Below are 11,688 nucleotides of genomic sequence, written 5' to 3' on the forward strand. Positions count from 1 at the left end.
CTCTTGCCTTTCCCAACCATCCCGCCAAAACTGCCGGAGAGACGATGAGCCCAACCGGAATGCCGGAAAGGAAGACATGGCAGCGCGCCAACGCATCATTCCGGTGAGACGCGAATATAATCGCTGGGTCGCCAACCAGACGCTGGAAGATTACGCGCTGCGCTTCACTGCCAAGAGCGCCCGCCATTTCTCCTCGCAGCGCATCTCACAGACGGCGATCGGCGCAATCTCCTTCCTGGCGCTGGAGGCAATCGGCGGCGCAATCACCCTCTCCTATGGCACCACCAACGCCTTTTACGCCATTGTCGTCGCCTCGGTCGCCATGCTGGCGATCGGCCTGCCAATCAGCCGCTACGCCATTCGCCACGGCGTCGACATCGATCTGCTGACGCGCGGCGCGGGCTTCGGCTATATCGGCTCGACCATCACCTCGCTGATTTATGCGAGCTTCACCTTCATGCTGTTTGCCATCGAGGCTTCGATCATGTCCGGGGCGTTGGAGCTCACCCTCGGCATCCCGCTCTGGATCGGCTACATCATCAGCGCCGTCATGGTGATCCCCCTGGTAACGCACGGCGTACGGCTGATCAGCAAGTTCCAGCTGATGACCCAGCCCTTCTGGATCGTGCTGAATATCCTGCCCTTCATCTTCATCGCCCTGCTGGACTGGGAAAAATTCGATCTCTGGCGCGCCTTTGCCGGCATCCGCCATGCCTCCGGCCCGCCCGGTACCATCGCCGAATTCGATTTGGTGGAGTTCGGCGCGGCCTCCGCCGTCATCCTGGCGCTGATGTCGCAGATCGGTGAACAGGCCGACTTCCTGCGCTTCCTGCCGCCGGACCCGCAGCGCAAGTGGCGCCACCGCCTGGCGATCTTTCTCGCCGGGCCCGGCTGGGTCATCATCGGCGCGCCGAAGTTGCTTGCTGGTTCATTTCTGGTCGTGCTGACCTTCACCTCGGGCGTCCCCCTCGATCGCGCCGCCGACCCGGCGCAGATGTATCTGACCGCCTTCGGCTACATGGTCCCCTGGCATAATGGCGCGCTGCTGTTGATGGCCGCCTTCGTCGTCGTCTCGCAGCTGAAGATCAATGTGATGAACGCCTATGCCGGTTCGCTCGCCTGGTCGAACTTCTTCTCGCGGCTGACCCACAGCCATCCCGGCCGCGTCATCTGGCTGGTGTTCAACGTCGCAATCGCCCTGCTCTTGATGGAACTCGGCATCTACCGGCTGCTGGAGGAGACGCTCGGCATCTTCTCGATCATCGCCATGGCCTGGCTCTGCACGATCTCCGCCGATCTCTTCATCAACAAGCCGCTGGGACTGGCTCCCCCCGGGATCGAGTTCAAGCGCGCCCACCTCTACGACATCAACCCGGTCGGCCTCGGCGCCATGACGCTGTCGGCGACGGTGTCGCTGATTGCCCATTTTGGCGCCTTCGGCGAGATCGCCGCCTCGCTCGCTCCCTATATCACCCTCGTCATCGCGGTGGTCGCCTCGCCTGTCATCGCCTGGGCGACGAAAGGCAAGTTCTATCTCGCCCGCAAGCCGCGCCAGAGCTGGAAGAACCTGACGAACATCACCTGCTCGGTCTGCGAGCATCCCTTCGAGCCGGAGGATATGGCCTGGTGCCCGGCCTATGCCGCGCCGATCTGCTCGCTCTGCTGCTCGCTCGACAGCCGCTGCCACGACATGTGCAAGCCGGCCGCCCGTTTCAACGCGCAGGTCGGCACCGTCGCCAAGGCGCTGCTACCGGAAGCCATTCTGGGGAAGCTGACGACGCGCCTTGGCCGCTACGGCATCGCCGTCGTGCTGGCATTGACCGCCATCGGCGCAATCCTGGCGATGATTGCCCATCAGGTTGCCTCCGCCTCGCCCGAGACGGGCGAGGTCGTCAACCGCACCATCCTCATCGTCTTCTTCGTCTTCTCGGTGATCTCAGGCGTCGTCTGCTGGTTCTATGTGCTCGCCCATGACAGCCGCGTCGTTGCCGAGGAGGAATCCTCACGCCAGAACACGCTGCTGCTCAAGGAAATCGCCGCCCACAAGAAGACCGACGCCGCCTTGCAGAACGCCAAGGAAACCGCCGAGGCCGCCAACCGCGCCAAGAGCCGCTATGTCGTCGGGCTCAGCCATGAATTACGCACGCCGCTGAACGCCGTGCTCGGCTACGCCCAGATCCTCGAACGCGACGAGACCATCCCGGCGCCGCGCCAATCCTCGATCAAGGTCATCCGCCGCAGCGCCGAACACCTCTCCGGGCTGATCGACGGCCTGCTCGATATTTCCAAGATCGAGGCCGGCCGCCTGCAGGTCTATTCCAACGAGATCAACATCCAGGATTTCCTCGACCAGATCGTCGATATGTTCCACCCGCAGGCGCAGGCAAAGGGGCTTGCCTTCATCCATGAGCGCTCGCCAGCCTTGCCGCAATTCGTCCGCACCGACGAAAAGCGCCTGCGCCAGATCCTCGTCAACCTGCTCTCCAATGCCATCAAGTTCACTGACGAGGGCAGCGTCACCTTCGATGTCGGCTATCGCAGCCAGGTCGCGACCTTCATCGTTGCCGACACCGGCCGAGGCATCACCGAGAATGACCTGCCCCGTATCTATGAGCCCTTCCAGCGCGGTGAGGCCGAAAGCGTGCGGCCGATGCCGGGGCTCGGCCTCGGCCTCACCATCACCCGGCTTTTGACCAATACGCTCGGCGGCGAGATCTCGGTTTCAAGCGTGAAGGACGAAGGCTCGATCTTCCGCGTCCGGCTGATGCTGTCCGCCGTCATGCGTGCCGTGGCCGCCGCGCCGCAGGAGAAGCGCGTTGTCGGTTATAACGGCCCGCGCCGCACGGTCGTCGTCGTCGACGATAACGAGGACCACCGCGAGATGATGCGCGAGATCCTGGTGCCGCTCGATTTCATCGTGCTGACGGCGGCAGGCGGCGGCGAATGCCTGACGCTGATCGAGGGCATCATGCCGGACCTTTTCCTTGTCGATATCCTGATGCCCGGCATGAACGGTTGGCAGCTCGTCTCGCGTCTGCGCGAAGCCGGTCAGACGGCGCCGGTGCTGATGCTTTCGGCCAATATCGGTGATGCGGCCGTTCTCGGCGACAGCGACGACAGCCACAATGATGCGATCGGCAAGCCGGTCGACATCCGCCAGCTGCGCGACAAGCTCGCCCTGCATCTTGGCCTGACATGGATCTATGCCGATGCCGCGCCAGCCCTTCCTGTCAAGATCGAAGCGCCGATGCTCAGCCCAGGTGCTGCCCATGTGCAGGAATTGCTGCGGCTCGGCGAGATCGGCTATATCAGAGGCATTGAAGCCAAGCTTTCGGACCTTGCCAAGGTGGAGGCAAATCAGCCATTCACGGAGGAACTTCGCGCCTATGTCGCCGCCTTCGATCTGGCCGGCTTCATGACCTTCCTGCACGACTTCGACGAAAAGGTGGAATCCATTGGCTGAGCCGGCCCTCCCCCGCGACATCGTTCTGCTCGTCGACGACTCCGCCGAAGCCCTCGGCTTCATGACCGACGCGCTCGAACAATCCGGCTTCTCCGTGCTGATCGCCACATCGGGCACGGCGGCACTTGGTATCGTCGAGCGCATCACGCCCGATCTTATCCTGCTCGACGCGGTGATGCCGGGTATGGATGGCTTCGAGACTTGCCGCCGGCTGAAGGCGAATGCCGCGGTAGCGCAGGTGCCTGTCGTCTTCATGACCGGCCTGACCGAGACCGAGCATGTCGTGCACGCGCTGGAATCCGGCGGCGTCGATTATCTCAGCAAGCCGATCAACATCGATGAACTGCGCGCCCGCATCCGCGTCCATCTGCGCAACGCTCGCTCGGCCCAAAGCGCCCGCATCGCCCTGGACGCAGCCGGCCGCCATCTGCTGGCAGTCAAGGGCGACGGCGCCATCCACTGGTCAACGCCGCAAGCGACACGGCTGGTCAATGCCGCCATGGGCAGCGACGACGGCATGGAAATCGTCGTCCGCCACATCGCCGGCTGGATGCGCGACCGCGTCGCCGCAGTGCGCGACGGCATCATCTCGATCGCCCATGCCGGCCAGGCAGCGCTGCAGCTCGCCTTCCTCGGCGCAATCGGCCCTGACGAATATCTCTTCCGCCTCACCGCCGCCAGTCAGCGCAGCGACGACGAGGTGCTGCGTCAGCGCTTCTCGCTCACCCAGCGCGAATCCGAAGTGCTGCTCTGGATCGCCAAGGGCAAGGCCAACCGCGACATCGGCGAAATATTGGGACTGTCGGCGCGGACGGTGAACAAACACCTCGAACAGATTTACGTGAAGCTCGGCGTCGAGAACCGCGCCTCGGCCGCCGTGAAAGCCACGCACGTGCTGTACGAGATGTAAGAGGGTGATGGAGGCTAGTTCCGTGGCGCTGCCGAGATGCCGCGGGACCATGACGGTCTCCATTCGCCGAAGCGCCGGATCGTACCATTTTCGCCGTCAGCACCCCCTTCACCGAAGCGGGCTGCCGGGCGCCGTAACGCGCCGTCTTCGTGGATCGATCGATGAGCGATTGCGGCACGGTAGCCAAGCCGGAATTGAAATACCCGCAAAAAGAAAGAAGCCCGGTCGGAACCGGGCTTCGATAATCATGTCCCATAAAAGGAAAGCGAGGCTTACATGCCCTGCGGGAAGTAGCTGTACTTGCCGTCCGGACCCTTCTTCCATTCATACATGACGTAGCCAGGGATCTTCGGGTCGCCCTTTTCGTCGAACGAAATGTCGCCGAGAACGGTCGGGAACGGGCCCTTTTCCTTCATGGCCTTGGCAACGGCCTCAGGATCCAGCGAACCGGCAGCCTTGGCGGCCCCGGCGATCGCCTGCATCGCAGCGTAGGAATAGAGCGTGTAGGCTTCCGGATTGAAACCAGCGGCCTTGAACTTTTCGACGAGTTCCTTGTTCGCAGGGTTCGCCGTCGGATCGGGGCCGAAGGTGTTCAGCGTACCGGCGACGGCGTCGCCAGCGATCGAGGCCAGTTCGTTCGAAACGATACCGTCGCCAGAAACCAGCGTTGCCTTCAGGCCCTGGTCGGCCGCCTGACGGATGATGAGACCGGCTTCGGTGTGCAGACCACCCCAATAGATGATCGAGACGCCGGCTTCCTTCATCTTGGCGATGAGGGCCGAGAAGTCCTTGTCGCCGACGTTGATGCCTTCATATATGACTTCCGTGACACCGGCGGCATTCATAGCCTTCTTGGTTTCGTCGGCAAGGCCCTGACCGTAGGGGGTCTTGTCGTGAACGACAGCGATCTTGGCGTCCTTGAAGTGATCGGCAAGATATTTGCCGGCGATGGCACCCTGCTGGTCGTCACGGCCGCAGGTGCGGAACGTGTTCCAGAGGCCCCGCTCCGTAAAGGTCGGGTTCGTCGCGGCCGGGGTGATTTCGAGGATGCCGTTTTCGGCATAGACTTCCGAAGCCGGGATCGAAACGCCCGAGTTGAAGTGACCGACGACAAACTTGACGCCGTCAGCTGCGAACTTGTTGGCGACCGAAATACCCTGCTTCGGGTCGGAGACGTCGTCGCCGAGCTCGATCTTGATCTGCTCGCCGTTGATGCCGCCAGCCGCGTTGATGTCGGCGGCTGCCTGTTCAGCACCCTTCTGGAGCTGAGCGCCGAACGCGGCGTTCGGACCAGTCAGCGGACCAGCGACAGCGATAAGTACGTCGGCCCACGCGTTGCCGCTGAAGGCGACCATCGCCGTCAGAGCCACCGCCGACAGAAGAGACTTCTTCATATTATTACTCCCAATTTTTGGGCGGGTTCCGGTCTAAGGCCCAGCGCACTACCCACCATTGACTGCGCCAGGAAAGCTGTTCCACTCGGAAGGCAATTCATGCCTAGTTTCAACGGACTGTCAATGTTTGTCCTTCCACGAAAACGCGGAAGTTTTTTCGTACAGCCAGTAATAGTTGTTAACCATCTGATTGGTGCGGCGGTAGCGGAAGCCGGCCGTCGAGAACACCAGCAGCGTCACGAAGTCGAGGATATAGTAGAAGGCGTTGAGCATCGGCCCATTGAACAAGGCATGATGCAGGAACTGCATCGCCCAGGCGAGCAGAAATGTATAGACGATGACCAGCGGATAGTCGCTCCAGCCCTCGGCAACCGCTTTGCCGGCGCGCCAGGCCGTCCAGAAGCCTAAGAGCAAGACGATGACACGGATCGCCACGAGGGGGCCGGCATCCGCTTCGAAGAAAAGTCCCTGCATGTCAAACTCTCCTTTCGACCTAGTGTCTTCCGCCTTCGAGATAGGCGGCGCGAACCTCGGGATTGGCAAGAAGCTCCTTGCCGGAGCCGCTCATCGTCACCTTGCCGTTCACCATCACGTAGGCGCGGTGAGAAAGCCTGAGTGCGGCGAACGCGTTCTGCTCGACGAGGAAAACGGTTAGCCCCTCCGCCTCGTTGAGCTTCCTGATCGCCTCGAAGATGCCCTTGACGATCAGCGGCGCAAGACCGAGCGAGGGTTCGTCGAGAAGCAGCAGCTTCGGGCGCGCCATCAGCGCGCGGCCGATCGACAGCATCTGCTGCTCGCCGCCCGAAAGTGTTCCACCCCGCTGGGCGTGACGTTCCTTGAGACGCGGGAAGAGCGTGAAGATCTTCTCGACGTCTTCGGCGAAGTGTTTCAGATTATCGAGGCCAGCGCCCATCTGAAGATTTTCCAGAACCGTCATACGCGGGAAGATGCGGCGGCCTTCCGGCGACTGTGCAATGCGCAGACGGGCGATTTCATGCGTCGGCATGCGGGTGATGTCGCGGCCCTCAAAGACCACCGAACCGGTGCGGGCCTGCGGGCTGCCGCAGATCGTCATCATCAGTGTCGACTTGCCGGCGCCGTTGGCGCCGATCAGGCTGACGATCTCGCCCTTGCTGACGTGGACATCGACGCCGGCCAGCGCCCGGATATTGCCGTAATAGGTTTCGACGCCATTCACCTGAAGGAGCGGTTGACCCGTCATTACTTCATCGCCCATCAGTTTGCGCCTCCTTCGAGCTGCTCGACGGCTGCGATCACCTCTTCCACTTCTTCATCCTCGACACCGAGATAGGCCGCGATGACCCGCGGATCGTTCTTCACGTGATCCGGCGTGCCATCGGAAATCTTCTGACCATATTCGAGGACGACGACGTGGTCGGAGATTTCCATGACCACAGACATGTCGTGCTCGATCAGCAGGATCGACGTTCCGGTTTCGGCGCGAATGCTCTTCAGCAGTGCGTTGAGCGTTGCCGATTCCCGTGGGTTGAGGCCGGCAGCCGGTTCATCCAGGCAAAGCAACTCCGGGCCGGTGCACATGGCGCGGGCGATTTCGAGACGCCGCTGGGCGCCGTAGGGCAAATCGCCGGCGGGGTCGTCGGCGCGGTCGATCAGGTCGGCCTTCTCAAGCCAGAAACGGGCAAGCTCGATCGCTTCGGCCGCTTCGCGCCTATAGGGGCCGACACCGATAAGGCCGAGGATCGTATAACCCGATGCCTTCATCAGCTTGTTGTGCTGGGCAACCAGCAGGTTTTCGAGAACGGTCAGGCCGGAGAACAGCCGGATGTTCTGGAAGGTACGCGCGACCTTGGCTTCCCTGGTGATGCGAAAGTCCGGCAGGCGCTCCAGCAGGTATTGCTTGCCGCTCTTCTGGTTGAACGTGATCATGCCCATCGTCGGCTTGTAGAAGCCGGTGATGCAGTTGAAGACGGTGGTCTTGCCGGCGCCGTTCGGCCCGATCAGCGCGGTGATATCGCCACGCTTGGCTTCGAAGGAGAAGTCGTTGATGGCCATCAGGCCGCCGAACTTCATCGACAGGTGTTCGACCTTGAGAAGAGTGTCGTCAGACATCGTATTCGTCGTTACGGGGCTCATCAACCATGGCCCTCCTTGATGAAGCTTCCGGATATCGCCTTGCGCTCCCTGAGGAAGGCTGTCGGCTCACGCGAGCCGACGAAGCCGCGCGGCTTGAACAGCATGACGACGACCATGGCGAGGCCGAAGATCAACATGCGGTATAGTTCCGGCGTAAAATCTGGTCCGAAGATGAGTTTTAGGAAGCTCATCTCGCGCAGCAACTCGGTGCCGCCGACCATGACGATGGCGGCGATCGCGATGCCGGTCAACGACCCCATGCCGCCAAGGACAACAATGGCGAGAATGACGGCCGATTCCAGGAAGACGAAGGATTCCGGCGAGACGAAGCCCTGGCGGGCGGCGAAGAACGAGCCAGCGAAACCGGCAAACATCGCACCCGTCGCAAAGGCGGTGAGCTTGGTCGTCACCGTGTTGATGCCGAGCGAACGGCAGGCGATCTCATCTTCGCGCAAAGCTTCCCAGGCGCGTCCGATCGGCATGCGCCGCAGCCGGATGGTGACATAGGCCGTCAGCATGCAGAGCGCCAGGATCAAATAGAACAGGAAGATCTTGTAATAGGCCGAGGATATCGGCAGGTGAAAGAGCTTAGCAAAGCCGCCGGCCGTCGCATCGAAGGGAATGCCGAAGAGTGTTGCTTTCGGGATGCTCGATATACCGAAGGTGCCCTTCGTCACTTCAGTCCAGTTGATGAGGACGAGACGAATGATTTCACCGAAGGCAAGCGTCACGATGGCAAGGTAATCGCCGCGCAGGCGCAGCACCGGGAAGCCGAGAATGACGCCCCAGAGTGCCGCGAAGATGCCCGAAAGCGGCAGCAGCACCCAGAAGGACAGGCCGAAATAGCTCGAAAGCAGTGCGTAGGAGTAGGCGCCGACGGCATAGAAGGCGACATAGCCAAGGTCGAGCAGGCCGGCGAGGCCGACGACGATGTTCAGCCCCCAGGCGAGCATCACATAGATCAGGATCTGGATGCCGAAATTGTCGACATATGTCAGCGAGCCCTGAGGGCCTTTGATCGCCACCACCACCATGGGATAAAGCAGCAGCGCTATCAGCGCGATCTTCAGGAAATGCCGGTGGAAGAAGCTCTTCTCTGTCGAGATGTCGAGTTCGCCCTCGCGCGCCTTGCTGAGCTTGCGGCGGTCGATATTCGGCCTGATGAAAACGACCATGGCGAAGCGGCCGATGGCGGCGACCGCGACGAAGATCGCAAGCAGGCCCCAGCGCTGGACAATGATCAACTCGTTGCTGATGTTCTGGTCGGTCTTGAGGCCGACATAGAGAACGAACATGCCGAACGACAGCACGGCGGCGAAAAGAGCTTCGGTAAGGCCTTTGCGGACAAGTCCGGCATCGGGCTTGCCTGCAGAATTTTCGATGTTTGCCATGACGTTATACCTTCTCGACTTCCGGCCGCCCGAGGATGCCGGTCGGCTTGAAGATCAACACGAAAGCCAGGATCGCAAAGGTCGCGACGTCCTTGTAGGCAATGGTGAAGTATGCCGACCACAGCGACTCGATAAGGCCGATAAGGAGGCCGCCGAAGACGGCGCCGGGCAACGAACCGATACCGCCGAGAACGGCTGCCGTGAAGGCCTTCACACCAGGCGTGAAGCCGTCGTTAAACGAGGCGACGCCATAATACATCAGGTACATCGTGCCGGCCACGGCCGCGAGTGCCGCACCCATAACGAAAGTGATGGAGATCGTCTGGTCGACGTTGACGCCGAGCAGCGCGGCCATCTTGCGATCCTGCTCAGTGGCGCGCTGGGCACGGCCGAGTGCCGTACGATTGACGATGTACCAGAAGATCGTCAGCAGCACTGCGGTGATCACGATGATGATGATCTGCTTCAGCGACACCGAGATGTTGCCGAACTGGTAGACCGAGCTCACCATCGGCGGGATCGGCTTGTTGCGTGGACCCTGCGTCACCTGGATGAAGTTGGACAGCGTGATCGACATGCCGATCGCGGTAATCAGCGGCGCCAGGCGGAAGGACCCGCGCAGGGGCCGGTATGCGACGCGCTCGATCGTCCAATTCCATAAACTCGTCATCAGCATCGCAACGACAAGCATCACCAGCAGCAGAACGGCCACCGGGAGACCTGCGAAGATGGATGTGAGGACGAGGAAGACGATAAGAGCGGCGAAGCCACCGAGCATGAAGATGTCGCCATGGGCGAAATTGATCATGCCGATAATGCCGTAAACCATCGTATAGCCAATAGCCACAAGGCCATAGATGGATCCGAGCGTCAGCCCGTTTAAGAGCTGCTGGACGAAATACTCCATATGTCGTTTTCCCCTGGATGCGAGCGAAACATGCTGCATCTCTTTTTGGTTCTTCAGTTCTCCGTTTCAGAGAACCTCATAGGCCGAATGCATAGCGGTTTCGTTGGAAATGTGAAGACAAAAAGGATTTACCCCGACAGATTCTTGTCAGAACAGGGCTAGATGGCGCGTTTTGAACCAAAATCCACAGAAAAACGGCAGACCAGGGCCTATTTTTAGCCAGAAACTGCCACTGGGTTAACCATCCGGAGATATCGCCGCCGATTTCCTGCACTGCTTGCTGCGTAAGCTATTCCACAGAATTGGAAGATGGAGCAAATTCCGACCCCAAGGCAGCCGGTTTGACGAATGCCATTTCACCAGCGATGCCGCATCTTCGTCTGACAAGGCTGAAAACTTATGGTAGCATCATCAGGCTGCGTATTGAGGGATGCGGAGCACGGCGGGGAACGCCATATAAACTTGCGTATCTGGTTGTGACAGGGATGGTTTGCGGACGAGCGACAGCGGGGTGCTCGCCGCGTGGCGAACGGCAAAAGGACAATGCTGAGGACATTTGAAAAGGCGGCGCTCGAAGCCGGCAAGGCCATCATTACAGTCTTGCGCGAAGGCTTCCCTGTCGCCATGAAGGCGGATGCAAGTCCGGTCACGGTCGCCGACGAAGAGGCCGAACGCATCATCCTCGCTCATCTCGCCAGAGATTATCCCGAAATACCCGTCGTGGCGGAAGAATCGGTCGCCGCCGGCAAGGTGCCTGACATCAGCGGCCGAGGCTTCTTCCTCGTCGACCCTCTCGACGGCACCCGTGAATTCGTCGACGGACGACAGGAATTCACCGTCAATATCGCCTATATCGAGAACGGCGCCCCGGTGGCCGGCATCGTCTATGCACCGGCGCTCGCGCTTGCCTTCTCTGGAGAACGCGGCCACGCCGAAAGGCTCGTCGTCATGGACGATTTCACGGTTGGCGCACGCAGCGCAATCACGGTGCGCGAACAGCCGGACGACAGGCTGGCGCTTGCAAGCCTTCGTCACAACAGCCCGGAGACCGGAAGCTTCCTCGCCGACCACGCGATCTTCAAATGCACCAATATCGGCTCCTCGCTTAAATTCTGCCTGCTGGCCGAGGGCAAGGCCGACGTCTATCCGCGCTTCACCCGCACGATGGAATGGGACACTGCGGCCGGTGATGCGGTGCTGCGTGCCGCCGGCGGTTCGACGGTGACGCTTGACGGAATGCCGCTGACGTACGGAAAGACAGGAATGGCGGCCGATTTCGACTTCGCCAACCCGAACTTCATCTCCTGGGGTGGCAGGAAACGCGTTCTCGAACCGGCGTAATCACCCGCGGATATCGCTGAATACCGGCAGGCGGCGCAATCCTTTGCCTCGCCGCCAATCCGCGATCTCCGACAAACGCCCCCTGAGCGGGCCGTCTCTTTGCCCGCCAAATAACCTCCCCCTGCGTGTCTGGAAGCATGTCTATTTCGAGCTGTGGAGTGATTCGC

The 11,688-nt window shown here is 60.9% G+C and carries 9 protein-coding genes; 3 read left to right on the forward strand and 6 right to left on the reverse strand.

The window, feature by feature from the left end; genetic code table 11:
* Positions 1 to 76: 76 nt before the first annotated feature.
* Both GFM02_RS13930 and GFM02_RS13935 read left to right on the forward strand, forming a co-directional pair.
* Complete coding sequence (locus tag GFM02_RS13930) at positions 77 to 3,463, forward strand: hybrid sensor histidine kinase/response regulator (RefSeq protein ID WP_168271807.1); 3,387 nt, start codon at positions 77 to 79, stop codon at positions 3,461 to 3,463.
* Entirely contained in the window at positions 3,456 to 4,373 is a 918-nt protein-coding gene (locus tag GFM02_RS13935; protein ID WP_017961753.1) for a response regulator transcription factor, read from the forward strand. The genes GFM02_RS13930 and GFM02_RS13935 overlap by 8 nt, the downstream gene beginning before the upstream one ends.
* Before the next feature lie 272 nt (positions 4,374 to 4,645).
* Here the strand turns inward: GFM02_RS13935 and GFM02_RS13940 are convergent, their stop codons facing one another.
* The 6 genes from GFM02_RS13940 to GFM02_RS13965 all read right to left on the reverse strand — a co-directional run bounded on the left by GFM02_RS13940 (position 4,646) and on the right by GFM02_RS13965 (position 10,180).
* Positions 4,646 to 5,767 (reverse strand): branched-chain amino acid ABC transporter substrate-binding protein, encoded by a 1,122-nt coding sequence (locus GFM02_RS13940; RefSeq protein WP_020051347.1) that lies wholly within the window; start codon positions 5,765 to 5,767, stop codon positions 4,646 to 4,648.
* A 120-nt stretch (positions 5,768 to 5,887) separates the two neighbouring features.
* On the reverse strand, positions 5,888 to 6,241 hold the full coding sequence (locus GFM02_RS13945) for a DUF6867 family protein (RefSeq protein ID WP_017961754.1): 354 nt from the start codon (positions 6,239 to 6,241) through the stop codon (positions 5,888 to 5,890).
* Between the two features lie 19 nt (positions 6,242 to 6,260).
* Positions 6,261 to 7,004: an ABC transporter ATP-binding protein gene (locus GFM02_RS13950; RefSeq protein WP_020051348.1), complete on the reverse strand. Its 744-nt coding sequence runs from the start codon at positions 7,002 to 7,004 to the stop codon at positions 6,261 to 6,263.
* A complete protein-coding gene (locus GFM02_RS13955; protein WP_003542337.1) occupies positions 7,004 to 7,882 on the reverse strand; it encodes an ABC transporter ATP-binding protein in 879 nt (292 codons plus the stop codon). The genes GFM02_RS13950 and GFM02_RS13955 overlap by 1 nt, the downstream gene beginning before the upstream one ends.
* The gene (gene livM / locus GFM02_RS13960; protein ID WP_020051349.1) at positions 7,882 to 9,273 is read right to left on the reverse strand and encodes a high-affinity branched-chain amino acid ABC transporter permease LivM; all 1,392 of its coding nucleotides are present in this window, start codon (positions 9,271 to 9,273) and stop codon (positions 7,882 to 7,884) included. Before livM ends, GFM02_RS13955 begins: the two co-directional genes overlap by 1 nt.
* Before the next feature lie 4 nt (positions 9,274 to 9,277).
* Entirely contained in the window at positions 9,278 to 10,180 is a 903-nt protein-coding gene (locus tag GFM02_RS13965) for a branched-chain amino acid ABC transporter permease (protein ID WP_003542342.1), read from the reverse strand.
* A gap of 543 nt (positions 10,181 to 10,723) precedes the next feature.
* Between GFM02_RS13965 and cysQ the strand changes: the two genes are divergently transcribed.
* Positions 10,724 to 11,521, forward strand: coding sequence for a 3'(2'),5'-bisphosphate nucleotidase CysQ (gene cysQ, locus GFM02_RS13970; RefSeq protein ID WP_168271806.1), 798 nt, complete (start codon positions 10,724 to 10,726; stop codon positions 11,519 to 11,521).
* Positions 11,522 to 11,688: the final 167 nt, after the last annotated feature.

This window comes from Rhizobium leguminosarum bv. viciae, from assembly GCF_012276115.1.
In the GTDB taxonomy this organism is placed as follows: Bacteria; Pseudomonadota; Alphaproteobacteria; order Rhizobiales; family Rhizobiaceae; genus Rhizobium; species Rhizobium leguminosarum_T.

Bases quoted from the DNA above. Each gene is read 5' to 3' on its own strand.
- GFM02_RS13940 (WP_020051347.1), bottom strand. From the start codon at position 5,767: ATGAAGAAGTCTCTTCTGTCGGCGGTGGCTCTGACGGCGATGGTCGCC.
- GFM02_RS13955 (WP_003542337.1), bottom strand. From the start codon at position 7,882: ATGAGCCCCGTAACGACGAATACGATGTCTGACGACACTCTTCTCAAG.
- GFM02_RS13950 (WP_020051348.1), bottom strand. From the start codon at position 7,004: ATGGGCGATGAAGTAATGACGGGTCAACCGCTCCTTCAGGTGAATGGC.
- GFM02_RS13965 (WP_003542342.1), bottom strand. From the start codon at position 10,180: ATGGAGTATTTCGTCCAGCAGCTCTTAAACGGGCTGACGCTCGGATCC.
- GFM02_RS13930 (WP_168271807.1), top strand. From the start codon at position 77: ATGGCAGCGCGCCAACGCATCATTCCGGTGAGACGCGAATATAATCGC.
- GFM02_RS13945 (WP_017961754.1), bottom strand. From the start codon at position 6,241: ATGCAGGGACTTTTCTTCGAAGCGGATGCCGGCCCCCTCGTGGCGATC.
- cysQ (WP_168271806.1), top strand. From the start codon at position 10,724: ATGCTGAGGACATTTGAAAAGGCGGCGCTCGAAGCCGGCAAGGCCATC.
- livM (WP_020051349.1), bottom strand. From the start codon at position 9,273: ATGGCAAACATCGAAAATTCTGCAGGCAAGCCCGATGCCGGACTTGTC.